This is a genomic window from Streptomyces sp. NPDC005925, from assembly GCF_040638805.1.
Taxonomy (GTDB): Bacteria; Actinomycetota; Actinomycetes; order Streptomycetales; family Streptomycetaceae; genus Streptomyces.
On sequence record NZ_JBEXVL010000032.1, the window covers coordinates 38,624 to 63,325 of the forward strand.

At 73.4% G+C, this 24,702-nt stretch carries 24 protein-coding genes; 15 read left to right on the forward strand and 9 right to left on the reverse strand.

Going from position 1 to position 24,702, the window contains the following annotated elements:
- Position 1 precedes the first annotated feature (1 nt).
- A complete protein-coding gene (gene rfbC / locus ABZ354_RS25610; protein WP_358660527.1) occupies positions 2-610 on the reverse strand; it encodes a dTDP-4-dehydrorhamnose 3,5-epimerase in 609 nt (202 codons plus the stop codon).
- A 1-nt stretch (position 611) separates the two neighbouring features.
- Positions 612-2,582, reverse strand: coding sequence for a glycosyltransferase family 2 protein (locus ABZ354_RS25615; RefSeq protein WP_358660529.1), 1,971 nt, complete (start codon positions 2,580-2,582; stop codon positions 612-614).
- A gap of 195 nt (positions 2,583-2,777) precedes the next feature.
- Here ABZ354_RS25615 and ABZ354_RS25620 point away from each other — a divergent pair, with 195 nt between their 5' ends.
- Entirely contained in the window at positions 2,778-3,278 is a 501-nt protein-coding gene (locus tag ABZ354_RS25620) for a metallophosphoesterase (RefSeq protein ID WP_358660531.1), read from the forward strand.
- Positions 3,279-3,410: 132 nt separating this feature from the next.
- Here ABZ354_RS25620 and ABZ354_RS25625 read toward each other — a convergent pair whose 3' ends face one another.
- Both ABZ354_RS25625 and ABZ354_RS25630 read right to left on the reverse strand, forming a co-directional pair.
- Positions 3,411-3,776 carry a nuclear transport factor 2 family protein gene (locus tag ABZ354_RS25625; protein ID WP_358660533.1) on the reverse strand — a complete coding sequence of 122 codons (366 nt, stop codon included), beginning with the start codon at positions 3,774-3,776 and terminating at the stop codon, positions 3,411-3,413.
- Between the two features lie 334 nt (positions 3,777-4,110).
- Complete coding sequence (locus ABZ354_RS25630; RefSeq protein WP_358660535.1) at positions 4,111-5,868, reverse strand: ABC transporter ATP-binding protein; 1,758 nt, start codon at positions 5,866-5,868, stop codon at positions 4,111-4,113.
- A 173-nt stretch (positions 5,869-6,041) separates the two neighbouring features.
- Between ABZ354_RS25630 and ABZ354_RS25635 the strand changes: the two genes are divergently transcribed.
- From ABZ354_RS25635 to ABZ354_RS25670, 8 genes are all read left to right on the forward strand, one after another.
- The gene (locus ABZ354_RS25635; RefSeq protein ID WP_358660537.1) at positions 6,042-7,130 is read left to right on the forward strand and encodes an S-(hydroxymethyl)mycothiol dehydrogenase; all 1,089 of its coding nucleotides are present in this window, start codon (positions 6,042-6,044) and stop codon (positions 7,128-7,130) included.
- Positions 7,130-7,759 (forward strand): MBL fold metallo-hydrolase, encoded by a 630-nt coding sequence (locus ABZ354_RS25640; protein WP_358660539.1) that lies wholly within the window; start codon positions 7,130-7,132, stop codon positions 7,757-7,759. Before ABZ354_RS25635 ends, ABZ354_RS25640 begins: the two co-directional genes overlap by 1 nt.
- 136 nt (positions 7,760-7,895) lie before the next feature.
- Positions 7,896-8,816, forward strand: coding sequence for an SDR family oxidoreductase (locus ABZ354_RS25645; protein ID WP_358660541.1), 921 nt, complete (start codon positions 7,896-7,898; stop codon positions 8,814-8,816).
- 90 nt (positions 8,817-8,906) lie between these two features.
- A complete protein-coding gene (locus tag ABZ354_RS25650; protein ID WP_358660543.1) occupies positions 8,907-9,755 on the forward strand; it encodes an SDR family NAD(P)-dependent oxidoreductase in 849 nt (282 codons plus the stop codon).
- Between the two features lie 117 nt (positions 9,756-9,872).
- On the forward strand, positions 9,873-10,568 hold the full coding sequence (locus ABZ354_RS25655) for a L,D-transpeptidase (RefSeq protein ID WP_358660545.1): 696 nt from the start codon (positions 9,873-9,875) through the stop codon (positions 10,566-10,568).
- A 127-nt stretch (positions 10,569-10,695) separates the two neighbouring features.
- Complete coding sequence (locus ABZ354_RS25660) at positions 10,696-10,881, forward strand: hypothetical protein (protein WP_358660547.1); 186 nt, start codon at positions 10,696-10,698, stop codon at positions 10,879-10,881.
- A 590-nt stretch (positions 10,882-11,471) separates the two neighbouring features.
- On the forward strand, positions 11,472-12,674 hold the full coding sequence (locus ABZ354_RS25665; RefSeq protein WP_358660549.1) for an aminotransferase class I/II-fold pyridoxal phosphate-dependent enzyme: 1,203 nt from the start codon (positions 11,472-11,474) through the stop codon (positions 12,672-12,674).
- A 40-nt stretch (positions 12,675-12,714) separates the two neighbouring features.
- Positions 12,715-13,101, forward strand: a complete 387-nt coding sequence (locus tag ABZ354_RS25670) for a PPOX class F420-dependent oxidoreductase (RefSeq protein WP_358660551.1) — start codon at positions 12,715-12,717, stop codon at positions 13,099-13,101.
- 69 nt (positions 13,102-13,170) lie between these two features.
- Here the strand turns inward: ABZ354_RS25670 and ABZ354_RS25675 are convergent, their stop codons facing one another.
- Together ABZ354_RS25675 and ABZ354_RS25680 are read right to left on the reverse strand one after the other, a co-directional pair.
- On the reverse strand, positions 13,171-13,632 hold the full coding sequence (locus tag ABZ354_RS25675) for a zinc ribbon domain-containing protein (protein WP_358660553.1): 462 nt from the start codon (positions 13,630-13,632) through the stop codon (positions 13,171-13,173).
- A 199-nt stretch (positions 13,633-13,831) separates the two neighbouring features.
- Positions 13,832-14,656 (reverse strand): TetR family transcriptional regulator, encoded by an 825-nt coding sequence (locus tag ABZ354_RS25680; RefSeq protein ID WP_358660555.1) that lies wholly within the window; start codon positions 14,654-14,656, stop codon positions 13,832-13,834.
- A gap of 132 nt (positions 14,657-14,788) precedes the next feature.
- On the opposite strand from ABZ354_RS25680, the gene ABZ354_RS25685 reads away from it, so the two are divergent.
- Positions 14,789-15,643 (forward strand): hypothetical protein, encoded by an 855-nt coding sequence (locus ABZ354_RS25685; RefSeq protein WP_358660557.1) that lies wholly within the window; start codon positions 14,789-14,791, stop codon positions 15,641-15,643.
- 91 nt (positions 15,644-15,734) lie between these two features.
- Positions 15,735-16,223: a flavin reductase family protein gene (locus ABZ354_RS25690; RefSeq protein WP_358660572.1), complete on the forward strand. Its 489-nt coding sequence runs from the start codon at positions 15,735-15,737 to the stop codon at positions 16,221-16,223.
- A gap of 26 nt (positions 16,224-16,249) precedes the next feature.
- Here ABZ354_RS25690 and ABZ354_RS25695 read toward each other — a convergent pair whose 3' ends face one another.
- On the reverse strand, positions 16,250-18,604 hold the full coding sequence (locus ABZ354_RS25695) for a SpoIIE family protein phosphatase (protein WP_358660574.1): 2,355 nt from the start codon (positions 18,602-18,604) through the stop codon (positions 16,250-16,252).
- 282 nt (positions 18,605-18,886) lie between these two features.
- Here ABZ354_RS25695 and ABZ354_RS25700 point away from each other — a divergent pair, with 282 nt between their 5' ends.
- Complete coding sequence (locus ABZ354_RS25700) at positions 18,887-19,072, forward strand: hypothetical protein (protein WP_358660559.1); 186 nt, start codon at positions 18,887-18,889, stop codon at positions 19,070-19,072.
- 132 nt (positions 19,073-19,204) lie between these two features.
- Positions 19,205-19,609 (forward strand): DUF3662 domain-containing protein, encoded by a 405-nt coding sequence (locus tag ABZ354_RS25705; protein ID WP_358660561.1) that lies wholly within the window; start codon positions 19,205-19,207, stop codon positions 19,607-19,609.
- 59 nt (positions 19,610-19,668) lie between these two features.
- On the opposite strand, the gene ABZ354_RS25710 is transcribed toward ABZ354_RS25705, so the two are convergent.
- Complete coding sequence (locus ABZ354_RS25710; RefSeq protein WP_358660576.1) at positions 19,669-21,282, reverse strand: phospholipid carrier-dependent glycosyltransferase; 1,614 nt, start codon at positions 21,280-21,282, stop codon at positions 19,669-19,671.
- Between the two features lie 339 nt (positions 21,283-21,621).
- The gene (locus ABZ354_RS25715; protein ID WP_358660562.1) at positions 21,622-22,293 is read right to left on the reverse strand and encodes a nucleoside/nucleotide kinase family protein; all 672 of its coding nucleotides are present in this window, start codon (positions 22,291-22,293) and stop codon (positions 21,622-21,624) included.
- 190 nt (positions 22,294-22,483) lie between these two features.
- On the opposite strand from ABZ354_RS25715, the gene ABZ354_RS25720 reads away from it, so the two are divergent.
- Positions 22,484-23,968, forward strand: a complete 1,485-nt coding sequence (locus tag ABZ354_RS25720) for a hypothetical protein (protein ID WP_358660564.1) — start codon at positions 22,484-22,486, stop codon at positions 23,966-23,968.
- Between the two features lie 155 nt (positions 23,969-24,123).
- On the forward strand, positions 24,124-24,612 hold the full coding sequence (locus ABZ354_RS25725) for a DUF5709 domain-containing protein (protein ID WP_358660566.1): 489 nt from the start codon (positions 24,124-24,126) through the stop codon (positions 24,610-24,612).
- Positions 24,613-24,702: the final 90 nt, after the last annotated feature.

Genomic DNA, 24,702 nt, shown 5'->3' on the forward strand with positions numbered 1-24,702 from the left:
CTCAGCCCTCGGGAGGCCTGCCGCGCAGGTGCGCGTACCACGTGCGGCAGGCCTCGTACGAGGGCAGCAGTCCGCAGCGCCCGGCCTCGGCGAGTGTCGGCGCCGCGTCGTCCTTCGGGGACAGCACAGGGGTGATCCCCGCGGGCCACTCGATGCCCAGCTCCGGATCCAGCGGATGCAGTCCGTGCTCCCGCTCGGGCGCGTAGCCGGTGGAGCACAGGTAGACCACGGTGGCGTCGTCGGTGAGCGCGAGGAACGCGTGCCCGAGGCCCTCCGCGAGGAACACCGCGTGCCGCGTGTCGTCGTCCAGCCGCACGGCCTCCCACCGGCCGAAGCCCGGCGAGCCGACCCGGACGTCGACCACGACGTCCAGCACGGCCCCGCGCACACACGTCACGTACTTGGCCTGGCCGGGCGGCACGTCCGCGAAGTGCACGCCGCGCAGCACGCCCCGGCGGGACACCGAGCAGTTGGCCTGCGTCAACCCCAGGTCGTAGCCCGTCGCCTCGCGGAACTCCTCGCCCCGGTACCACTCGTGGAAGCTGCCCCGGCCGTCGGGGAACACCTTCGGCTCCAGGACCCAGGCACCCTCGATCTCCAGCGGCCGCACGTCACGCCCTCCCCGCACCGGAAGCCCGTACGGCGGAAGCCCGTACGGCCCCGAGACGGCCGGCGGTCGTGCGCGCGGCGCCCAGCACCCGCCGTACCCGGCGCGTCAGCCGCACGAGGAGGCGGGGGCGGGGAGCCGCGACCACCGCCATCCCGCCGGGGCCGGAGCGCACACCGAGCGGCAGCCGGTGGAAACGCCGCTCGGTGGCGCCCGGGGCGAGACACACCGCGACCCGCCACAACGCCCCGTCGGGCAGCGCATCCGCCGGCAACCCGGCCTCGATCACCGCCCCGCCCTCGGCGGGAACGAGCGTGGCCGGCACCTCGACCGAGCGCGCGGCGCAGGCGAGCAGCAGCGGCACCTCCGTGGCGGCGGGCACGTGCAGCGGGACCGTGACCCGCAGCCGGCCGTCCGTCACACCGGCCCGCGCCCCGTTCAGGCCGAGCCAGGTGCCGCCCGCGCCCACGTCCATCGACAGATTGCGGTGCGGTTCCGTCCAGTACGGCCGGACGGCACGGCCACCGACGACGGCCACCGGACCGGCGGCGGTCCCGGCACCGGCCGCGCGGGACACGGGCCCCAGCCGGACCTCCTTCGTCCAGCCGCCGAACTTCACCCGGGCGACCGCGTCCCAGACCCCGTCGTCGGGCAGCGCCGCCGGGTCCACCGCCGCCGTCACCCGCATCAGCAGCCGCACCCGGCCGTCCTCACCGGCGGGCACGGACTCGTGGGTGAACCGCACGGGCTGGAAGTACTGGGCGGCACTGGAGCGTTCCTTCAGCAACAGGTCGGCGGTGGCCTGCCGGAACCGGGCGGCGGTCTGGGCGCCCACCCACGCGATGGCGTGCGCGACGTCCTTCGGCGTGTCCTCCAGCGCGGTGGTCTCCGGCTGCGCCGGGAACGTCATCGGCTCACGCCCGCAGGCGTACTCGGCGGTGAACGCGACGTGCAGGACGCCGCCCCGCCACTCGATCGTGCCGGGCTGAGTCAGCGGCTTGACGGTGGCCTCCCACTCGGCGAAGGCCACCACGTCGTCGTACCGGTCCGCGGCGGTCAGGGCCGCGACCACCTGCTGCGTCGGCTGGAGTCCGACGGCGACACCCGGCCCGAAGCGCTCCACGACGACCTGGTGGATCTCCCGGAACAGCTCCCGGCGGTAGTCGTCGGGCAGCTTCAGGAACCGCCGGGCGCGCAGCCGCTCGACCATCTCCACGCGCAGCCAGCGCCGGAACAGCCGGTCGCGCACCGCGCCCGGCTCGGTGTACCGCTCGACGACGTCGAGGGCCTCACGGAGGTTCTTGAAGTAGCCGACCGGGTCGAACCGTTCGAAGCCCGCGTTGGAGCCGTCCTCCCGCTTGAGGTGGTAGTAGCAGACGTAGTCGCTGAGCACCGAGACGTTGGCCGCGCGCAGATACGCCTCGGTGACGAAGACGTGGTCCTCCAGGCGCCGCCTGCCCTCCGGGAACCGCAGACCGGTGCGTTCCAGGAACGCGCGGCGGATCATCTTGTGTGGGGTCAGACTGTCGATCAGTGGCGCGTTCTCGACGGTGGCGCGCGGGTGGTTGCGGCGGAACAGCTCCACCGGGACGCCGCGCCCCCGCCCGGCCATCTTGCCGACGATCACATCGGCACCGTGGGCGACGCCGTACGCGTACATCCGCTCCAGGGCCTCGTCGCCGAGATAGTCGTCGTTGTCGACGAACATCACGAACTCGCCCCGTGCGGCGTCGATCCCGACGTTGCGAGGCTTGCCCGACCAGCCGGAATTCTCCTGGTGGATGACCCGCATCCGGGAGTCCTCGGCGGCGAGCGCGTCGAGCCGGGCGGGGGTGCCGTCGGTGGAGCCGTCGTCGACGAAGATCACCTCGTACTCGTCGGGCGGCATGGACTGCCGCTGCAGTGAGGCGATGCAGTCCTCGATGTAGATCCCCGGATCGAACACCGGGACGACGACACTGACCTTGACCGGCATCGGGCTTCGGGCCCCCCTGAGTAGCTTGGCCAAAACATACGGATATGGCGGGATGGCCTGATGCTAACCCCAACGGGCCCTCTCCTTATGGATCACGGGGGTTGACACCTATTTCGTCACCCGTGTCGCCCTCGCACCGCACGCTAGAACGAGCGCCTCCCACGGACGGGTGCCCGCGGCCCCTACGCTGACCCCGTGCGCCTGCTGCTCATGTCGGACACCCACCTGCCCAAGCGCGCCAAGGAACTGCCCCCGCGGCTCCTGGCCGAGCTCCCGCACGCCGACGTCGTGTTCCACGCCGGGGACTGGGTCGACACGGCCACCCTCGACCTGCTGGAGAGCCGCTGCCGCAGGCTGGTCGGCGTGTACGGCAACAACGACGGGCCCGGGCTGCGCGCCCGGCTCCCCGAGATCGCGTACACCGAACTGGACGGGCTGCACTTCGGCACCGTCCACGAGACGGGCCCCGCCACGGGGCGGGAGACGCGCTGCGCCGCCCGCTTCCCCGGCCTCGACGTCCTCGTCTTCGGCCACAGCCACATCCCCTGGGACACCACGGCCCCCACCGGCCTGCGCCTGCTGAACCCCGGCTCCCCGACCGACCGCCGCCGCCAACCGCACTGCACGTACATGACCGCCACGATCACCGGGGGCCGCCTGACCGAGGTGGAACTGCACCGGGTGCCGCGCCGCTAGTAGGTGTACTCGGTCATGGCGTTGGTGACAGGCGGCTGTCAGACGCGGTGCTTTGCACGCCGCGGCCGGACCCCGTTTCGGCGGATCGCGTGGCGGGCGCCGGGGCCGCCACGCGCATCCGCCGGGCAGGTCCTACTCGTCCCAGGCCTGGATCATGAGCTGGTCGACGATCTTGCCGTCCCGCAGCGTCATCATCGACTCGGCCAGCACGCGCTCCCCGCCCGGGTACCGGCACGACTCGGTGAAGGCGACCTGGTCGCCCTGGACGACGCACTGCTCCAGCTTGTGGGTCATGTCCCGGCCGTACACGTCGTCGAGCATCATGGTGATCTCGTCGCGGCCGTGCAGGACCTTGGGAGTGCTGGGCCGGGTGTTGTGGTCGACGATGCGTATCTCGGCGTTGTCGGCGTAGAGCGACGCGAGGGTCGCCGTGGTGTGTTCCTCGATGCCCCGGCGCAGCGCTTCGGTGTCGAAGGCGGGGCGGGCCGTGGTGCCCATGGTGACCTCCTCGGTGGACCGCGGCCCGACGGTTCCGGGCCGCCGAAGCCCCGTCTACGAGCCTCCTCCGCCTCCGCGGGCTCGGCAAGCGCAGCCGCACGACTCCGCCTCTCGGGCGAGAGCCCACGGGCCCGTGTCCGGGGGCCGTCCGCCGCTGTTGCCGCAGGCGTGATCTCCCCACGACGTGTCGCCGCCGCCGTCGGTCTCACCGGACGGTCTCACCGGACGGTCTCGCCGTCTGTGTCGCCGTCTGTGTCGCCGGCCGCGCCGCGCCGAGGGCGAACGCGGCCGACGCGGCGGCCGGCACGACGGCGGGCTGACCCGGTCCCGCCCGTCAGCCCGCCGTCGCCGCCAGGAACTGCGTCGCCGCCAGCTCCGCGTACAGCGGGTCCGCGGCCACCAGTTCGGCGTGCGTGCCGACGGCGCGGACCCGGCCCGCGTCCAGGACGACGATCCGGTCGGCCATCGTCACCGTGGACAGCCGGTGCGCCACGACCAGCACCGTCGTCGTACGGGCCACGTCGGCGACGGTGTCCCGCAGCGCCGCCTCGTTCACCGCGTCCAGCTGCGAGGTGGCCTCGTCGAGCAGCAGCAGGCGGGGCCGGCGCAGCAGGGCGCGGGCGATGGCGACCCGCTGCCGCTCCCCGCCCGACAGCCGCGTGCCGCGGTGGCCGACGAGCGTGTCGAGACCCTTGGGCAGCCGTGCGACCAGCCCGTCCAGCCGGGTCGTCTTCACGACGCGCGTGACATCGTCCTCGTCCGCGTCCGGATTGCCCAGCAGCAGGTTGTCCTTCAGAGAACCCGACAGGACGGGCGCGTCCTGTTCCACGTAGCCGATGGCGGCCCGCAGTTCGGGCAGCTCCCAGTCGGTGACGCTCCGCCCGTCCAGCGCGATCACGCCCGAGTCAGGGTCGTAGAACCGCTCGACCAGCGAGAACACGGTGGTCTTGCCCGCGCCGGACGGGCCCACGAACGCGGTCATGCCGCGCGCCGGCACGTCGAACGTCACGCCGTGATGGACGTACGGCAGATCGTCGGCGTACCGGAAGCGGACGTCGGTGAAGGCGACCGACGCGGGCTCGGCGCCCGGAGCGGGCAGCGGGGCGGGACGGGCGGCCGGTTCGGCGGGCAGCCGCAGCGCCTCCTGGATGCGGGCCAGCGCCGCGGAACCGGACTGGTACTGCGTGATCGCGCCCACGACCTGCTGGATCGGCGACATCAGATAGAACACGTACAGCAGGAACGCCACCAGCGTGGCCACGTCGGTGGCGCCCGTCGCGACCCGCGCGCCGCCCACCGCGAGCACCGTGATGAACGCGCACTGCATCGCGAGCCCCGCCGTGTTGCCCGCCGCCGCCGACCACTTGGCGGCGCGCACGCTCTGCCGCCACGACTCCTCGGCCGCCTCGTGCAGGGTGCGCTCCTCGCGGTCCTCGGCACCCGACGCCTTCACCGTGCGCAGCGCGCCCAGGATCCGTTCCAGGGAGGCGCCCATCACGCCGACCGCGTCCTGCGCCTGCCGGCTCGCCCGGTGGATGCGCGGCACGATCACCCCGAGGACGGTGCCCGCCAGCAGGATCACCGCCAGCGTCACCCCCAGCAGCACCGGCTCCACCAGACCCATCATGACGACGGTCGCCACCAGGGTGAGCCCGCCCGTGCCCAGGCCCACCAGCGAGTCGGTGGTGACCTCGCGGAGCAGGGTGGTGTCGGAGGTGATGCGGGACATCAGGTCGCCCGGCTCCGTGCGGTCCACCGCCGCCACCCGCAGCCGCAGCAGATACGACGACAGGGCGCGCCGCGCACCGAGCACCACCGACTCCGCCGTGCGCCGCAGCACGTACGAACCCAGCGCGCCCAGCCCCGCGTTGGCGACCACCAGGACCGACATGAGCAGCAGCGCCCCGGTGATGGCCCGGTCCCGGGACAGGTCGCCGATCAGCTCCCGCGCGACCAGCGGCAGCGCGAGCCCGGTCGCCCCCGTGGCCAGCGACAGCAGGGCACCCGCCAGCAGGGCCCGGCGGTGGGGTGCGACGTAGCCGAGGAGCAGCCGCCAGGCGGGCGTGACGGTCTCCGGCTGTGCTGTGCTCACGGCTCTCCTCGGGAAGGTGGCGGGGGAGTGCTCAGGCTACGTCGGCGCACGCCCGCCGGGCCCCGGAATTCCCAGGTCGGGGGAGTGCCCGGCGCCCGTCCCGGTACGTACCGTTACCACGCGGTCACGCGTAGGCTCACCTGGACCGATTCAGCGACGAAAGGGGCCTCGCCATGGCGCAGGAAGTACGCGGTGTGATCGCACCGGGCAGGGACGAGCCGGTCCGTGTGGAGACCGTCGTGGTGCCCGATCCGGGGCCCGGCGAGGTGGTGGTCCGCGTCCAGGCGTGCGGGGTGTGCCACACGGACCTGCACTACAAGCAGGGCGGCATCGGCGACGACTTCCCCTTCCTGCTCGGTCACGAGGCGGCGGGCGTGGTGGAGTCGGCCGGGGAGGACGTCACCGGCGTCGCGCCCGGCGACTTCGTGATCCTCAACTGGCGTGCCGTCTGCGGGACGTGCCGGGCCTGTCTGCGCGGCCGGCCCTGGTACTGCTTCGACACGCACAACGCGCGGCAGCGGATGACGCTCGCCTCGACGGGGCAGGAGCTGTCCCCGGCGCTGGGCATCGGGGCGTTCGCCGAGAAGACCCTGGTCGCCGCGGGGCAGTGCACGAAGGTCGATCCGGCCGTCGCGCCGGAGGTGGCGGGGCTGCTGGGCTGCGGCGTCATGGCGGGCATCGGCGCGGCCGTCAACACCGGTGGGGTCGGCCGGGGCGACACGGTGGCCGTCATCGGCTGCGGGGGTGTCGGTGACGCGGCCGTCGCCGGTTCCCGGCTGGCGGGCGCGGCCCGGATCATCGCCGTGGACATCGACGACCGCAAGCTGGAGACGGCCCGCGCGATGGGCGCCACGCACACCGTCAACTCCCGTACGACGGACCCGGTCGAGGCCATCCGCGAACTCACCGGCGGCTTCGGCGCGGACGTGGTGATCGAGGCGGTCGGCCGCCCGGAGACCTACCGTCAGGCGTTCTACGCCCGCGACCTCGCCGGCACGGTGGTGCTGGTGGGTGTGCCCACGCCGGAGATGAAACTGGAGCTGCCACTGCTGGACGTCTTCGGACGCGGCGGCGCGCTGAAGTCGTCCTGGTACGGGGACTGCCTGCCCTCCCGGGACTTCCCCATGCTGATCGACCTGCACCTCCAGGGCCGCCTGGACCTCGGCGCGTTCGTCACCGAGACGATCCGGCTGGACGAGGTGGAGCAGGCCTTCGAGCGGATGCACGCCGGTGACGTGCTGCGTTCGGTGGTGGTGCTGTGATGGCCGCCCGCATCGAACGCGTCGTCACCTCCGGGCAGTTCACTCTCGACGGCGGTACCTGGGACGTCGACAACAACGTCTGGCTCGTCGGCGACGACCGCGAGGCCGTCGTCATCGACGCCGCCCACGACGCCGACGCGATCCTCCGGGCCGTCGGTGACCGGCGCCTGACCGCGATCGTCTGCACCCACGCCCACAACGACCACGTCAACGCCGCGCCCGACCTCGCCGACCGCACCGGAGCGACCGTCTGGCTGCACCCCGACGACCTGCCGCTGTGGAAGCTGACCCACCCGGACCGCCTGCCCGACGCCCACCTGGCCGACGGGCAGGTCATCGAGGCCGCCGGCGCCGACCTGACCGTGCTGCACACCCCCGGTCACGCGCCCGGCGCGGTCTGCCTGTACGACCCGGGCCTGGGCGCCGTGTTCACCGGCGACACTCTCTTCCGCGGCGGCCCCGGCGCCACCGGCCGCTCCTACTCCCACTTCCCGGCCATCATCGACTCCATCCGCGACCGGCTGCTCACCCTGCCGCCCGGCACGAAGGTCCTCACCGGTCACGGCGACGCGACCACGGTCGGCGCCGAGGCACCGCACCTGCAGGAGTGGATCGACCGGGGGCACTGACACCACCGGCCGGGTGATCCGCCCGGAAAAGGCGACAGAAGATGTCCGGCTTACCCGTCACTCTCGACACGACACGCACGGCACAGGTCACCGGGGTCACGGAAGGTCGGACATGCCACAGCCACAACCACAGCCAATGTCACCGTCACAGCCGTTGAAGGGCAAGGTCGCGCTGGTCGCCGGGGCGACACGCGGCGCGGGACGGGGGATCGCGGTCGAACTCGGCGCGGCCGGCGCCACGGTGTACGTGACCGGCCGCACCACGCGCGAACGGCGCTCCGAGTACGACCGCCCCGAGACCATCGAGGACACCGCCGACCTCGTCACCGCGGCCGGCGGCCACGGCATCGCCGTACCCACCGACCACCTCGACCCCGCGCAGGTCCGCGCCCTCGTGGACCGGATCGCGGACGAGAAGGGCCGGCTCGACGTCCTCGTCAACGACATCTGGGGCGGCGAGCACCTCTTCCAGTGGGACACCCCCGTCTGGGAGCACGACCTCGACAAGGGGCTGCGGCTGCTCCGCCTCGCGGTCGACACGCACGCCGTCACCAGCCACCACGCCCTGCCCCTGCTGCTGCGCAACCCCGGCGGCCTCGTCGTCGAAGTCACCGACGGCACCGCCGACTACAACCGCGACACCTACCGCGTGAACCTCTTCTACGACCTCGCCAAGGCGTCCGTCCTGCGCATGGCCTTCGCCCTCGCGCACGAGCTCGGCCCGCGCGGTGCCACCGCCGTCGCGCTCACCCCGGGCTGGCTGCGCTCGGAGATCATGCTGGACAACTTCGGGGTGCGGGAGGACAACTGGCGCGACGCCCTCGACCGCGAACCCCACTTCGCCATCTCCGAGACCCCGCACTATGTCGGCCGCGCCGTCACCGCCCTCGCCGCCGACCCGGACGTGGCTCGCAGGAACGGCAGCTCCCTGTCCAGCGGGGGCCTCGCGAAGGAGTACGGCTTCACGGACCTCGACGGCAGCCGCCCCGACGCCTGGCGCTACCTCGTGGAGGTCCAGGACCCGGGCCGCCCGGCGGACACGGCCGGCTACCGCTGACCGCTCCGCGGGATCACACGCCACGCCCCGGCCGGTCACGATCGCGGACCCTGGCCGGCCACGGGGGAGTACGGACAGTACGGTCTGCCCATGACCGACACCACACGCTTTACGGGCCACGGAGTTCTCGTCACGGGCGCCGCCCGCGGGATCGGGGCCGCCACCGCACGGCGGTTCGCCGAGGAGGGCGCGCGGGTCCTGGTGACCGACGTGGATCTGGACGCGGCCCGGGGGACCGCGGACGCGCTGCGCGAAAAGGGCCTCACCGTCGAGGCGTTCCGCTGCGACGTGGCCGACCGGGTCTCCGTCGAGGCGGCCGTCGCGCGCGCCGTCGAGGCCTTCGGCACACTCGACGTCCTGGTCAACAACGCCTACGGCTGCACCCCCGACGCCCCGCGCTTCGAGGACGAGTCCGACGAGACCTGGGCGCGCGATCTCGACCTCAGCCTGACCGGGGCGTACCGCTGCTGTCGTGCCGCCCTCCCGCACCTGGCCGCCTCCGGGCGCGGCGCCGTCGTGAGCATCGGCTCGGTCAACGCGGTGCAGGACTTCGGCAACCACGCCTACAGCGCCGCCAAGGCGGGCCTCGCCTCCCTCACCCGCACCCTCGCCGGGCACGCCGCCCCGCGGGGCGTCCGCGTCAACCTGGTCCTGCCGGGCACGGTGCGCACCACCGCGTGGGAGGGACGCGAGGCGCAACTGGAGGCGGTCCGCGAGCTGTATCCGCTCGGCCGGGTCGGCGCACCCGAGGACATCGCCGCCGCCGTCGCCTTCCTCGCCTCCCGCGACGCGGCCTGGATCACCGGCACCTCGCTGTGCGTGGACGGCGGACTCACCGCCGTGAACACGGGATTCCGTACGGCCGCCGCGCGGGCCGAGGGACGCGCGGAGGGGAGCGCCGACGGACGTACCGGGGGCCACGGCGCTGACGGTGCGTAAGGTCACCGTTTCATTCCGTCCGGATCGCACCGCAACCGTTCACGCCGTTCGGCTGTCTAGTGGTCAGACGTCGCAGGCGGACCCTGCGAACATTCCGGGCGAAAGGGATGGCCGAGCATGCGGGACATACGTAAACGAGGAGTTGTCGCTCTCGGAGTGACCGCACTGGTGACACCGTTCACGCTCGCGCTCGGTGCGGCGCCGGCGCAGGCCGCGAGCTGCACCACGACCGCCGGCCCGTACCAGAAGAAGGCGGAGAAGTTCCTGGGTCGGCCGGTGGACGGAAGGCAGTCCGGTGCCGACTGCAGGGCCATCCAGGCATTCCAGAGCAAGCACGGCATCCGGCCCAACATCGGCTATGCCGGACCCATCACCTGGGGCGTGATGGACCTGATGCTCAAGCAGAAGGCCGTCGGCAAGACCCCCAACAAGGCCGGAAAGTGCCCGGTGAACAAGGGCCGCATCGCCTGTGTGAACCTCACGCTCCAGCTCAGCTGGATCCAGGACGGCCGCAAGCTCGTGTACGGCCCCGTCCCGGTCCGCACCGGACGCAACGGCTACGAGACCCGTACCGGCCTGACGAGGATCTACTGGCGCCACATCAACCACGTCTCCACCATCTACGACGTGCCGATGCCGTACAGCCAGTTCTTCGACGGCGGGCAGGCCTTCCACCAGGCGAGCCTCAGCATGTGGAACCCGCCCGGCTCGCACGGCTGCGTCAACATGACCACCACCCACGCCAAGAAGTACTGGTCGCTGCTGAGGAACGGCGACGACGTCTACGTGTACGGCCGCAAGCCGGGTACGTGACGCTGAACTCTCCGGTCGGTGAGGTGAGATGATGCCTCGGGGCGGTTCGGGGGACGTGAGCAGCAACACGTTCCGATATGTCCGCTTCGCGTGCGCTTGCTCACAACGTCTTCACCTCGCGGGCCGTATGCTTCACAGCATGTCCACCACTGTTGAACCCTCCCGCGAGCGGTCGGCGGCCGAGGTCAACGAGGAGATCCGGGCCCTGTGGCTCCGGTCGGGCGGGACACTGAGCGTCGAACAGCGCGAGGAGTACCAGCGCCTCGTTCTGGAATGGGCCGCCGCGGCCCCCCAGCGGGTGTCGGCGGCCTGACGGGCCCCGTCCAGCCGCCCTCGTATCGCATCCTCGTCCCGGGGCACCCCTCACCCGATGGGTGCCCCCCCCTCGCACTGGCCCAGGCCGCCCGCCACGGCGTCGTCGGCTTCTCCGGCGGACTGCCGTCGGAACACGTCCCGTACCCGGCCGTCACAGTCCCCGGCCGGGTGGGCGCGCTTTCGCTCGCCCACCCGGCCGCCCCTCTCGTACCCGCCCGCGCCGTGCACCCCACGGCCGTCCTGCGCGTGCGCGGTCCGGCGCTCCGGTACTGCCGGTTACGGGCCGTGCGGGGGGCAGGGGGCGCCGAGGCGCTCGACCAGCGACTGCCGGACACGGCCCGGCCGACGGCACCCCGGTCACGGCGACGGCCCAAGTGGTGACATGCAGGGGCAAACGGCCTCGTGGAACCACGCGCCGGCTTCCGGCGACAGGCCGGTTCCTCCTGTCCGGGGCCGAATGGTGGCGGTCTGCGTCCGGGCCCGCTCCGTGCGGTGCGCGCTTCTCCACTGGCGCGATGCGCACCCCGCCCGGCGTCCCGTGTGCGCGAGGCCGTGCCACCGCCCCGGACGCCCTCTATCTTGTGCCCCATGACCAGGACCCCGCACGAGACGCCCGGCGAGCCCGGTGAAACGAATCCGCTGAGTGCCCTCACCCTGGACGACCTCCGACGCCGCACGAGCATGAAGTGGCGTACCTATCCGGAGGACGTGCTGCCGCTGTGGGTGGCCGAGATGGACGTGCCGCTCGCCGAACCCGTGGTCCGCGCCGTCACGGACGCCCTCGCGCTCGGCGACACCGGGTACCCGGCCGGGACCGCCTACGCCGAGGCCCTGGCCGGGTTCGCGGCGAAGCGCTGGGGCTGGGACGGCCTCGCCGTGGAACGCACGGCGATCGTGGCCGACGTGATGCTCGGCGTGGTGGAGATGCTGAAGCTGGTCACCGGGCCCGGGGACCGGGTCGTGGTCAACCCGCCGGTGTATCCGCCGTTCTACCAGTTCGTGGAGCACATGGACCGCACGGTCGTGGAGGCCCCGCTCGGCGCCGACGCCCGCCTCGACCCCGCCGCACTGGAGGACGCCTTCACGCGGGCCGTCGCCGGGGGCCGCCGGGCGGCGTACCTGCTGTGCAGCCCGCACAACCCGACCGGCACCGTGCACACGGCCGCCGAGCTGGCCGCCGTCGCCGGCCTTGCCGAGCGGTACGGCGTCCGCGTCGTCGTCGACGAGATCCACGCCCCGCTCGTCACGTCCGGCGACGGCTTCGTGCCGTATCTGAGTGTGCCGGGCGCGGAACGGGGCCTGTCGCTGATGTCGGCGTCCAAGGCGTGGAACCTGGCCGGCCTGAAGGCCGCGCTCGCCGTCGGGGGAGCCGGTGCCGCCGCCGACCTGGCCCGGCTGCCCGAGGAGGTGAGCCACGGCCCGAGCCACCTCGGCATCCTCGCCCACACGGTGGCCCTGCGGGACGGCACCGCGTGGCTGGACGCGCTGCTGGCCGGTCTCGACGCCAACCGGCGGCTGCTCACCGAGCTGCTGGCCGAGCATCTGCCCGCCATCGGCCATCGTCCCGGCGAGGCCACCTATCTCGCCTGGCTGGACTGCCGCGCCCTCGGCCTCGGCGACGACCCGGCCGACGTGTTCCTGCGGCGCGGCCGGGTGGCGCTGAACTCCGGCCTGCCCTTCGGCACCGGGGGCGCCGGCCACGTACGTCTGAACCTCGCGACGTCGCCCGGGATCCTCAGCGAAGCGATACGGCGGATGGCCGCGGCCCTGTCGACCGGACGGGAGCGGTGAGCGCGGGCCGTCTCCACGACCCGCTGCCTAGACTGCCGGCATGGACGACGCGACGCTCGACCGGCTCGCTGCCGGGAAGTACCTGCTCCTCACCAGCCACCGCAAGAACGGCACCCCGGTCGCCACGCCCGTCTGGGTGGTGCGCGACGGTGATTCGCTCGGTGTGTGGACGGCCGCCGACTCGTGGAAGGTGAAGCGGATCAGGGCCCGCGCCGACGTCCTCGCCGGTCCCTGTGACCTGCGGGGCAACCCGACCGGCGAGCAGCTTCCGGCCACCGCCGAGGTCGTCGACGACGCCACGGTCGCCCGCTACCGCCGGCTCATCGCCCGCAAGTACGGTCTGATGGGCCGCCTCACCCTGCTCGGCAGCAGGCTGCGCCGCGGAGTGGCGGGCACCGTCGGCATCCGCGTCACCCTGACGGGCTGACCGCCGGCCACGTGACGGCCGACGGTTCACGCCCGGCCGGCCGGCGCGCGGCGGACCCTCCCGGACCTCTCAGGTCCAGGCGCGGTACGGCTCGTCCACGAGCTGGAAGACCGGTTCGCCCCGTACCGGATCCTTCACGGTGGACAGCCGTACCCGGTCACCGCTGTGGACGCCGATGGGCGGGCCCATCACCCGGCCCCGTACGACGAAGCCCTCGGCCATCTCGATCAGCGACACATTGCGCGCGCCGGGGGAGTTGCGGTGCACCACCGTGGCGTGGCGGACCGTGCCCGTGCCCTCGCTGCGCTCCGTGCGCAGATCGCTGCCCCGGCACACCGGACACAGCAGCCGGTGGTACATGGCGGTGCCGCACCAGCCGCAGCGCTGAAAGAGGATCACGTCCTTGTCCGAGGACCTCTCCGCAGACCGGTCGGGGGCCCTCCCGGGGGACGTGTCCCGGGACTCGGGCGCGAGGACGCCCGTGGCGGAGCCGGCTGCCTGCTGAGCGGCGCTTCCTGAGTGGTGGTACACGCTGTCAACTCCCTGCACTCGGCCGGAATCCCGCGTGCGCGGACGACCGGGCACGCGCATGCCCGGTGCACCGTGCCACCGCACACAGCACCAAGGTATGGCACCGAGTGTCATGAGTAAAGGCACTGCGTACCCCTTTATGGGGTGTCACGGCTGTGTCCGGCCCGGCCGCCCCGCGGACAGGCCGCCCGGGGTCCGCTCAGGTCCTGTCGAGCGTGGTCTCGATCTCCTGCACGATCCGCCACAGCGGCGCCCCACGCCGGGACACCACGACCACCACGTCCTCGTGCGGGCCGTCCTCGCGTCGTCCGTCCTCGTGCGGCCCGTGTTCGCACCGCCCGGCCGCGGGGCCTTCCCCGGTGGCCGGCGGGGTGGGCGGCCCGGCCTGCGGCGGCGCGGCCGGACCGCTGCCGAACGTGGACCGCACGTACCCCACCGCGTGGTCGAACGCGGCACTCGCGTCGCCCCTGCCGTCCGAACGCAGCCAGGACCGCAGGGCGTTGTTGTGCGCGGCGACCACCGCCGCCGCGATCACATCCGCCTGGAGCGTGCCGTCCCGCCGGCCCGCGAACCGCCCGCGCAGATACTCGGCCAGGGCGCGCTCGTAGCGCCACACCACCGACAGCTCGTACGCGCGCAGCCCCGGCACCTTCTTGGTGAGGCGGTAGCGCTGCACGGAGAAGGACGGGTTCTCGGAGTACATGCCCAGCACGAGCCGGGCCGCCTCGCACACCCGCGACACCGGCTCGTCCTCGGGGCCACCCGCGGCGAGGAACGCCGTCATGTCCGCCAGGCACCGCTCGTGGTCGGGGAAGACCACGTCCTCCTTGGAGGGGAAGTAACGGAAGAACGACCGCCGCCCCACACCGGCGAGCGTCACGATGTCCTCGACCGTGGTCTGTTCGTAGCCGCGCTCCGGGAACAGCTGGAAAGCCGCCGCGACCAGCGCGTCCCGCATGGGCGGCTTCGCGGCCGCCGCCTCCGCCTTCTCACCGCGGCGGGGCGCCGCACTGCTGGAGCTCATGACCGGAACGTAGCACCCGCCCCACCCCGATGGCACTCAGTGCTGTGACTGGAGGGAACTGAGTGCCTTCCTGGCGGTGGTGGCCGAACGGGTCGCATACGATCCTCCCCAGTCACCGCCGAGGAGCCCTCCATGCCGCCCGCCCGCCCCCGCCTCCTGTACGTCACCGACCTGGCCTATCCGGCCCGCGGGCGCCGCTACTGCGACGAGGACATCTTCCTCACCGCCCGCCTGCGCCGGGCCTTCGACCTCGCCCTGTGCCACCCCCGCGACGCCGCCGCCCTCATGGACGCCTTCGACGCGGTCGTCATACGCAACAGCGCGCCCCTGCTCGAGCACCGGGAGGCGTACGAGGCGTTCCGCGCGCGTGCGGCAGAGCGCGGCACGCGTGTGTACAACCAGCTCACCGGGCGCGCCGACATGGCGGGCAAGCAGTACCTGCTCGACCTCACCGCCGCGGGGTTCCCCGTCATCCCCACCGTCGACCGGGCCGAGGACCTGCACCGGCTGCCCGCGGCCGACGAGTACGTCGTCAAGCCCAGACTGGGCGCCGACTCCATGGGCCTGCGGGTGGTGCCCGCCGACCGCGTGCGCGACGAAATGAGCACAGCGGTGCGCGAAGAGGCGACCGGCGACGTACTCGTCCAGCCGCGCGTCCACTTCGCGTACGAGGTCTCGTTCTGCTTCGTCGACCACGACTTCCAGTACGCCCTGTACGCGCCCGACCCCGGCCGGCGCTGGGAGCTGAAGCCCTACGAACCCACCGTGCGGGACCTGGAGTTCGCTCGCCGCTTCATCGACTGGAACACCGTAGGCCACGGCGTCCAGCGTGTCGACGCCTGCCGGGCACCCGGCGGTGAGCTGCTGCTGGTCGAACTGGAGGACCTCAACCCCTACCTGTCGCTGGACGCCCTCGACGACACCGGGCGGGACGACTTCGTGGCCGCGCTGACCGCCTCCCTGCACCGTTTCCTCGCCGCGCACTGAACTGGCCCGCTCCCGCGGGGGATTACGGCGGGGAACGGGGAACCCGGTGTCCGGAAGAGACCGGGCGGGAGTGGGGACGGTGACGGCAGGCATGGCGGACATGGACGCGTTCACGCGGCGGCTCGATCCCGACCTGTGCGTGGTCACGGCGACGGCGGGCGGCGAGCGCGGCGGCTGCCTGGTCGGTTTCGCCTCGCAGTGCTCCCTTGATCCCGTGCGGTTCGTGGTGTGGCTGTCCGAGGTCAATCACACCTACCGCGTGGCCCGTTCCGCCGAGGTGCTGGCCGTCCACCTCCTCACCCGCGAACAGCGCGAACTGGCCGAGCTGTTCGGCGGACACACCGGCGACCGGGAGGACAAACTCGCCCGCGTCCGTCTGCGGGAGGGCCACGGCGGGGCCGTCGTACTTCAGGACGCCGCGGCGTGGTTCGTCGGCCGGGTGGTGCTGCGCGCCGGGGGCGGCGACCACGTCGGCTTCGTCCTCGACCCGGTCGAGTGGGGCGGGCGGGAGTCCGGCGAGGGCCCGCTGCTGCGTCTGGCGGGCGCCGCGGACATCGCGCCCGGCCACCCGGCCGGCTGAGGGTGCCGGGGCAGGGCCGGTGAGCGCTACCCGGTGGCGTCGTCGTGCGGGACCCGGATGTCGAGTACACACACGTCGTCCCGCCGCTCCTCCTCCAGCATCGCCGCGAGCACCGGCTCCAGGGGCGAGTCCGTGGCGTCGCCGTGTCTCGCCACGACATGGGCCAGTCGCTCCAGACCCTTGTCTATCGGCTCCTCGGGGCGCTCGACCAGGCCGTCCGTGAACATCAGCACACGGTCACCCGGCCGAAGGAGGCACTCGGCCTCGTCGAAGACCGGGGTGGCGCTCGCCCCGAGCAGCACACCCCTCGGCCGCTCCAGGAAGCGCGCCTCGCCGTCGCGCAGCAGCAGCGGCGGCAGGTGACCCGCCTGCGCCCACACCAGACGGCGGCCCTCGGGATCGTAGCGGGCCAGGACCATGGTGGCCGTGCCGTGCGAGTCGCGGGAGTGCAGCAGCAGCCGGTTGAGCCGGGCGAGCGCGCCGGTCAGTGAGGAACCCGTGATGACCATGCCCTTGGCGGTGAACCGCAGCTGGGCCATGGTGGCGACGGCGTCGATGCCGTGTCCGGCGACGTCACCGACGACGAACAGGGCCTCGTTGCCCGGCAGCTCGATCGCCGAGAACCAGTCACCGCCGACGTTGACCCCGGCCTGCGCGGGCAGATAGGCGACTTCGACGTGCAGACCCGCCAGCTGCGTGGACCGCTTCGGCAGTGGCAGCAGCGCGTGCTGGAGGCGGGCCGCGAGGGTCCGCTCGGCGCGCAGCACGTCGTGCTGGGACAGGATGGCCCGCTCACTCTCCACCAGGGCCAGCTCCACGCGGCGCCGCGCCGTCAGGTCCTGCACCACGCCGTGCACCTCGACCGGCGTGCCGCTCAGGTCCTCGACGGCCTCGGCGACCACGCGCAGATGCCGTACGGCGCCCGCCGCCCTGACCCGGACCGGAAGGTCGAGCGGCCGGCCCTCGTCCAGGAGCGCCTCCACGGCGCGGGCCAGCGCCGGCGCGTCCTCGGGCAGCGCGAGACCGGGCAGCTCGGTGAGACGGACCGGGCCGTGCGAGGTCTTCCGGCCGAACAGCCTGAAGACCTGGGACGACCAGGCGGTCTCCTGCGTGACCACGTTCCAGTTCGCCCAGCCGAGGCCGCCCAGCCGCTGCAGATCCGCCAGCCGCTGTTCTTGCAGGTCGGAGGCGTCGTGACGGAGCCAGGTGACGATCAGCCGGCCGTCCAGCCGCGTCACCCGGACCGCGTAGGTGGACAACTCGGCGACGCCCGCCACCACCTCCTGGTGCGCGAAGGGGTCGCCCTCGTAGGGCTCGCCGGTGGACAGCGTGTTCAGGCAGCCGCGCCAGACCGGCTCGCGGCCCATGGCGGGGCAGCACTCCAGCAGGCGCCGCCCGGCCAGCTCGTCGCGTGCGCGGCCGATGATGTCGCCGGCCTGCGGGGTCGCGGTGTCGATGCGGTAGTCCTCGACGCGTCCCGCGGGCGAGCGCAGCGGCGTGAGCAGCAGCGCCGCGACCGGCAGCGCGTCGAACACGGACCGCAGGGACGCCTCGGCCGTCTCACCGGCGCCATTGGCCTCCTGGCGGGGGCCGAACAGACGCAGCGGACCGGAGCACAGCAGGGCGGCGCCGCGCAGGTGCTCGCGGTCGCGGGGTGTGAAGGCGCCGGGGTACGGGCGGAGCACGCCGACGCACACGTCGTCGGTGTTTGCGCCCGGTACCGGCAGCCAGGCCTGGGAGCGGCGGCGCCAGGACACGGGCCCGACCGGCGCCGGGTGGACCTCTCCGTCACCGGACCCGGACCCGGTGTCGTGGGACCCGGTGCCCTCCAGCCAGCGCGGCTCGCGGTCCCGCAGGGCGTCGAACGCCGGGAAACCGGACAGCGGCGGCACCTGGCCCCACTGGTCGGCGAGCGTGCCGGTGAGACCGGCGTGCCCGACGAGTTCCAGCCCGCCGGAGGGCCTGCGGGCGTACAGCACGACCGTGTCGGCGCCGGTGTCCGGCGCGAGATGCTCCAGCAGGCACTCCGCGAGCTCCTGCGTGCCACCGACCCGGACGAGTGCCCGCCCGAGGCGCCCCAGAGCACCGGCCACGCCGTCGGGGGAGTCGGCCTTCCCCGCCACGTCGGCTCCGGACGCCGCAGTGCCCTGCGGACGCGCCTCGACGCCGGGGGAGCGGGACGACTGCGACGCGGGCGGCGGCGGGACCAGACCACCGAGGGTGATCCAGCACTCCTCCAGCAGCGTCCGGCGGGCCTCCTTCGCCCGTTGCGTCAGCGTCTCGCGTGCGGCCTCCGGAGAGCGGCCGCCGGCGGCCATCACCGCTCCCACGGCCCGTTCCAGAAGCGCCGACGTCGCCGCCAGGTCGCGCAGCCGTTCCATCTCGGCGCGCTGCCTGGCGACCACCTTGGCCAGCGCGACCGTGTCCGGCGCGGTACCGGGCTCGATGGGGCTGGTGGGCTCGCTCGTCACGGGTTGAGCATCGCACACGCACACCGGTCGATGACCAGCCCGCCCCTACCGAATCTTCCCCGGGCGGGCGTGTCATCGGCACAAACGTCCCGCACGCCGTCCGGGAGTGCCGGCCGGAAGCCGGGGATAGTCGCGGGCCGGACGGGAACCCGGGGCAGGAAGATCCCCACGACGCCGGAAGGAGCCGCAGTCATGACGGTCCCCGAGGAGAACCGGGCGAAGACCGACACCACCCACGAGGTCCTGGACAGCCGCCGGAACCGGCCGGGCACCCGGTCCGACGAGGACGCGAACCGCCCTCCGGGTGCCACCGGCCGGACCCTGCGCGAGGCCCTGGAAGAAGCCCGGATACGGCCAGACGACTATGACGAGAAGTAAGCGCGGGGCCACGACGAGAAGCGGCACGGGCACCATGACGAGAAGCGGCACGGGCACCATGACGGGAAGCGGCACGGGCGGGACGGGCGGCACGGCCCGTCGTGGCGGACGACGACGGCGGGAGATCACCACATGAGCGCGCTGACCGCGCTGGAACAGACCCTGGAGGACCGGTGGGGTGCCTTCTGGGCCCGCCTCACGGACAAGGAGCCCGTCGAGCTCGTCGACGCCCTGCGCGAGGAGTGCGACAGCAACGCCGTGGTCTGCGGGGAGGGCCGGACCATGGCGCCGAACGTGTACGCCGTCGAACTCCACCACTCGGTGCACGACGAACTCGTACGACGCGGCGGCGGGGTGGGCCAGGCACTCGCCGACAGCCTGGCCCACCACGGCGAACAGCGGGGATACACCTGGCCGGGACCCCTCACGGTGCACGTCACCCGCTCCGCGCAGGTGCCCAACGGCCGCTACCGCGTGACCAGTGCCGTCATGTCGCACGTCAGCGCGGACGGCATCCCGGACTTCGACCGCGCCTGACCGGCCGTCACCGGCGGTGTATTCGTGGCCATTGACGAATGCGTGACCGGCGGCGGGCGTCAGCGACGGTAGATCGTGATCGAGTGCCCGACGTCTCCGACCGGGCGGCTGCTCGCGATCAACGCGGCCAGCCGTCCCGTCGCCCTGGCGGCGGCCGAGTCCGACACGACCAGCAGCCCGCGCACCTGGCGGGCGGGCATTTTCCTGGGGTCGGACGCGTGGATGCCGTAGAAGGACGGCACTCCGCTGCCCTTGTAGACGAGCCAGACGTGTTCGCCCCTGTGGTGCTCGCGCAGCCGCTCGGCGAGCCGTCCGAGGTCCTGGCCCCAGTCCACGTTGGAGTCGTGCAGCCGCAGCCGCGTCTTCGCCGGTCCGCCGAACGCCTCATTGGAGTACGGCAGGTAGAAGGGAAACGTCCGCAGCGAACTCACCGCGGCGAACGCCACCAGCGCCCCGGTCACCACCGGTACCGCCCGTGCCCCGGTCACCACCGGTACCGCCCGTGCCCCGGTCGCCGACGGCACCGCCGGCCGGTGGCGGTGCGCGGCGGTCACGAGGACACAGCCCGCCGCCACCGCCAGGAACATCGGCAGGAAGAGGGCGTAGCGGGTGCCGAGGTTGCGCGTGCCCAGCATGGCCGCCGCCAGCAGTACCGCGGGCGCCGCGAGCAGGTACGGGGCCGCGGGGCGCAGTCGCCGTACCGCCACCACCGCGACCGTACCCGCCGCCCACAGGGCGAGCGCGCCGAGCGGCGTCTTCACCAGCAGCGCGGCGGGCATGTAGTACCAGCGGGACCCGGTGTAGAGCCGGCCGAACAGGAAGCCCTGCCAGGACGCGTCCTCCAGACCGAACTGGACACGCATCCCGTCCCGGTAGGGCTCCGGGAACGGCAGGAGCTGCACCAGCAGCCCCCGCAGCCCGGCGACATCGGGCACGGGCTGCCGCGGCGCCCAGCGCAACCGCGGGTCGACCAGCAGATACGCGGCCCATACGACGGCGACGGCGGCCACCGCCACGACACCGGCGTACGCGAACGCCCGTGCCCGGGCTCGCCGGCTGTTGCCGCCCGACACCGCGCGCAGTCCGGCCCGGGCGGCCGGCACCAGCAGCACCGGAACCGCCGGGAGGGTGCTCATCTTCGTGGCCAGGGCCGCCCCGAGTGCGACCCCGGCCAGCGGCAGACACCAACTGCGCCCGTGCCGTGCCCGCCACAGCAGCCACACCGACGTCAGGACGAAACCGGCGGCCGGTACGTCGAGTGTCGCCAGCGAGCCGTGCGCGACGAGGTCGGGGGAGAAGACGTACAGGGCGAGGGCCACCAACCCGGCGCCCGTACCGGCGAGTTCTCGGGCGAAGGCGTACACCACCAGCCCGAACAGCAGCGTCAAGGCGATCACCGGAAGCCGCGCCCAGAGCATCAGCCGCCACGGGTCGTTGCCGGACTCGTAGAGCAGCCTCCGCCCCAGCACGCCCTGATCGCCCCTGAACCCCGGTTCGAGACGGGGGCCGGCGAGCAGCGCGCCCACTCCGACGACCAGTTTGCCCAGCGGCGGGTGCTCGGGGTTGAAACGGAGGCTGTGCTCGCGCAGCTGGACGACCGCCGTCCCGACGTACACGGGCTCGTCGATCGTGGGCGTCTGCCGAACGGCCGTCCACACCATGACGGCGGCCATCTGGGTGAGCAGGAGGGTTACGAGGAGCGGCACCCACCCTCGTCGGCGTGCGCGGCACGGCCCGGCGGGCGGCGCCGCCGGTCCGGCCGTCGGCGCCCGCTCCCCGCTCACCCCTGTGCTCGCCGTCATCGCCGTCCGTCGCCTTCCGTCGCACGCGCCGAGGGATACGGCCCGGGACTGACCGGCGTTCACCCCGGTACCGGTACCGGTACCGGCACCCGGCCAGGGGCACCGGCACCCGGCACCGAGACCGTCACCCGGCCGGCAGGGGCACCGGCACCCGCACGGCCATGGGCAGGCACCGGCAGGCACCGCACAGGCACCGGTACCGGCACTCTCTCAGCCGCGGGCGTCAGGACACGGCAGCGCGGCCGGGGGTATGACCAGGTCGGCACGGTCCCGGGTCGCGGCGACCCGCTCGGCGTTGCGCTGGTCGGTGCCCAGCGCCCAGGCCACCGCCTCGTCGTGGGACTTGCCGAACTCCTCGTGCCGGGCCACCAGCCGCCGTACGCGCTCCGCCTCGTCCAGTTCGCAGAACCACACCTCGTCCAGTTGCGCCCGCACCCGCGTCCAGGCGCCGTCGTCCAGCAGCAGGTAGTTGCCCTCCGTCACGACCAGCCGGGCCGTCGGCGGCACCGGCACGGCGCCCGCGACCGGCTGCTCCAGCACGCGCTCGAAGCCGGGCGCGTACACCACCTCGTCGTACGGCTCCTCGCGCAGCCGCCGCAGCAGCGCCGCGTACCCGGCCGCGTCGAAGGTGTCGGGGGCGCCTTTGCGGTCGCGGCGGCCGAGCCGGTCCAGTTCGGTGTCCGCCAGGTGGAAGCCGTCCATGGGGACGTGCGCGACCCAGGGACCGCCGGGACCGCCGTCCCCGTTCAGCGCCCGCACCAGATGCCCGGCGAGCGTCGTCTTGCCCGCGCCGGGGCTGCCCGTGACACCGAGGACGGCGCGCCGCCCGGCGCGGGGCAGGGCACGGGCCCGGCTCAGGAGATCGTCGAAGGTCAGCGGCACCCGCCGAGTGTGTCACCCGGGCGCCGGCACCGGAACGCCCAGGGCGGTGGCCGGGCGGACCGTCCGGCACCTGGCCGAATCTCACGCGACGCGCCCGGCACACCACGTCGGGTTCACGGCGATGCGCACGACGATCGCCTGTACTTCTCCCAAGACTCGAGAACTCGCGCGGACGGCAATGGGGTGGGCGATGGCCGACGGGACCGACGCCATCGTGGTGAACGCGCGGGGCCGCGCACCGGCGGCCGGTCCCGGCGGGCCCCGCCGGGATCCCGGCACCCGCCTGATCACGCTGGTGGCCGGTCTGTTCACGGCGGCCCAGCTGATCCTCGTGCGACCCGGTCTGGGCCTCGGCTGGGACGAGACCGTGTACGTCAGCCAGGTCACCCCCGACGCGCCGGACGCGTTCTTCAGCGCCCCGCGCTCGCGCGGCGTCACGCTGCTCGTCGCACCCGTCGCGTCCTGGTCGACGTCCACTCCACTGCTGCGCGTCTGCCTCGCCGTGCTCTCCGGCATCGCGCTCGGCCTCGCTCTGCGCGTCTGGCGAGGGCTGTTTCCGACGCGCGTACCGGCCGCCGCGGGCGCGTTGTTCGCCACCCTGTGGGTGACCCTCTTCTACGGACCGCAGGCCATGCCGAACCTCTGGGTCGCCTTCGGCGCGCTGATCTGCGTCGGGTCCTTCCTGCGCGCCCGCTCCGGACGCACCGACCGCGCCGCGCTGTGGGGTGTCGCCGGCGGCGCGTTGCTCATGGCGCTGATGCGGCCCATGGACGCGGTGTGGGTGACGCTCCCGCTGCTCGTCCTCGCCGCCGCCGCCCGTCACTGGCGGACCCTGCTCGTGCTCCTCGCGGGTCTCGCGGCCGGGGCCGCCGAGTGGGTGATCGAGGCCTACGTCTCCTTCGGCGGCCTCACCGAACGCCTCGCCGAGGCCTCCCGCGCCGAGGGCGGCCTCGGCTGGCACGTCGCCGTCGGCGACCAGATGCGCGGTCTCGGCGGCCGGGCGCTGTGCCGCCCGTGCACCGGCCCGCTGCCGCACCCGGCGGTGTCCCTGTGGTGGTTCGCGCTGCCCGTCCTCGCCCTCCTCGGGCTGGCCGTCGCGATCCGCGCCGGGCGCGCCGGGCGCACGGCTGTCCCGCTGGCCTGCGCCGGCACCGCCGCCTTCCCGTACCTCTTCATGATCGGCTTCGCGGCGCCCCGCTTCCTGCTGTCCGCCTACGCGCTGCTGGCTCTCGCGGTCGCGGACGCGCTGCGGCACCTGGTCACCGTGGTGCGCGGACGGTGGCGTACGGCGGCCGTGGCGCTGGTCGCGGCGGGCCTGGCCGGGCATCTGGCCGTGCAGTACGTCGTCCTCGCGCAGACCGTCGGCCGCAACACCGCCGACCGCGAGGCCTGGACCCGCGCCGCCGCCGACCTGCGCCGCCTCGGCGTCCGCCCGCCCTGCCTGCTCACCGGCCACCAGGCCATCCCCCTCGGCCACTACTCCGGCTGCGCCTCGGCCGCGACCAGCGGAAACAATCGCAACGCCACCGTCGCCGAGGTCCGGAGCACCGCACGCCGCATCCCGGTCGCCCACCTCACCGTGCCCGGCGGCATCCCGGCCGGGTACGCCCGTGACTGGACGGAGCACCGGCTGGAGCGCCTGTGGGCATACGTGGCGCCGTCCACCCGGCGGTGACGGTCCTGCGCGCTGTGCACAACGGCCGGGGCGGCCGAGGTTAGGGCCCGCGCATCGGGAAACGCGGATCAGGACACCCCGCACGACCCACTGAGCGGCCGAACGACCGGATGACTGGACGACCGGGGTCGACGCAGCGCCGCAGGGAGGCACACATGGGCACGGAACCGATGGCGGACGACGCGTACCAGCCCACCGGGACCAACGAGGAGCAGGAGGACGCCGCGCCCCTCGACATGCAGGACGCCGTCGGCGAACGGACCTACGACGACACGCTGGACGAGGGCTACTCCCCGCCCGAGAAACCCCTCGGCGTGACCAAGTACGGCACCACCGCCGCCGAGCAGCACGCCGGCGAGACCCTGGACCAGCGGCTCGCCCAGGAGCGGCCCGAGGAGACCGGCGGAGCCGACGGGGACGGCGTGGGCGATGTGGCCGGCGGGGAGGGCGAACCGGTCGACTCCGAGGCGGGCACGGAACGCGCGGGCCGTCTGGTGGCCCCCGACGAGGGCGCGCACCCGGACACCACGAAGGAGACCGTCGCCGACGACGTGGGCGTCGACGGGGGCGCGGCGGGCGCGGAGGAGGCCGCCGTGCACATCGTGGAGGACGAGGCGGCCCTCCCGGACGACCGGACCGGCTAGGCACTGTCTGACAAACGATCTTGGGCGGGTTCGCGGAGCCAGAGGATGAGTGCCGCGAGGTGGAGTCCGGCCTTGTAGCGGGTGGCCAGT

Bases quoted from the DNA above. Each gene is read 5' to 3' on its own strand.
- ABZ354_RS25615 (WP_358660529.1), bottom strand. From the start codon at position 2,582: ATGCCGGTCAAGGTCAGTGTCGTCGTCCCGGTGTTCGATCCGGGGATC.
- ABZ354_RS25625 (WP_358660533.1), bottom strand. From the start codon at position 3,776: ATGGGCACCACGGCCCGCCCCGCCTTCGACACCGAAGCGCTGCGCCGG.
- ABZ354_RS25635 (WP_358660537.1), top strand. From the start codon at position 6,042: ATGGCGCAGGAAGTACGCGGTGTGATCGCACCGGGCAGGGACGAGCCG.
- ABZ354_RS25640 (WP_358660539.1), top strand. From the start codon at position 7,130: ATGGCCGCCCGCATCGAACGCGTCGTCACCTCCGGGCAGTTCACTCTC.
- ABZ354_RS25645 (WP_358660541.1), top strand. From the start codon at position 7,896: ATGTCACCGTCACAGCCGTTGAAGGGCAAGGTCGCGCTGGTCGCCGGG.
- ABZ354_RS25650 (WP_358660543.1), top strand. From the start codon at position 8,907: ATGACCGACACCACACGCTTTACGGGCCACGGAGTTCTCGTCACGGGC.
- ABZ354_RS25655 (WP_358660545.1), top strand. From the start codon at position 9,873: ATGCGGGACATACGTAAACGAGGAGTTGTCGCTCTCGGAGTGACCGCA.
- ABZ354_RS25660 (WP_358660547.1), top strand. From the start codon at position 10,696: ATGCTTCACAGCATGTCCACCACTGTTGAACCCTCCCGCGAGCGGTCG.
- ABZ354_RS25665 (WP_358660549.1), top strand. From the start codon at position 11,472: ATGACCAGGACCCCGCACGAGACGCCCGGCGAGCCCGGTGAAACGAAT.
- ABZ354_RS25670 (WP_358660551.1), top strand. From the start codon at position 12,715: ATGGACGACGCGACGCTCGACCGGCTCGCTGCCGGGAAGTACCTGCTC.
- ABZ354_RS25680 (WP_358660555.1), bottom strand. From the start codon at position 14,656: ATGAGCTCCAGCAGTGCGGCGCCCCGCCGCGGTGAGAAGGCGGAGGCG.
- ABZ354_RS25685 (WP_358660557.1), top strand. From the start codon at position 14,789: ATGCCGCCCGCCCGCCCCCGCCTCCTGTACGTCACCGACCTGGCCTAT.
- ABZ354_RS25690 (WP_358660572.1), top strand. From the start codon at position 15,735: ATGGCGGACATGGACGCGTTCACGCGGCGGCTCGATCCCGACCTGTGC.
- ABZ354_RS25695 (WP_358660574.1), bottom strand. From the start codon at position 18,604: ATGGAACGGCTGCGCGACCTGGCGGCGACGTCGGCGCTTCTGGAACGG.
- ABZ354_RS25700 (WP_358660559.1), top strand. From the start codon at position 18,887: ATGACGGTCCCCGAGGAGAACCGGGCGAAGACCGACACCACCCACGAG.
- ABZ354_RS25705 (WP_358660561.1), top strand. From the start codon at position 19,205: ATGAGCGCGCTGACCGCGCTGGAACAGACCCTGGAGGACCGGTGGGGT.
- ABZ354_RS25710 (WP_358660576.1), bottom strand. From the start codon at position 21,282: ATGGCCGCCGTCATGGTGTGGACGGCCGTTCGGCAGACGCCCACGATC.
- ABZ354_RS25720 (WP_358660564.1), top strand. From the start codon at position 22,484: ATGGCCGACGGGACCGACGCCATCGTGGTGAACGCGCGGGGCCGCGCA.
- ABZ354_RS25725 (WP_358660566.1), top strand. From the start codon at position 24,124: ATGGGCACGGAACCGATGGCGGACGACGCGTACCAGCCCACCGGGACC.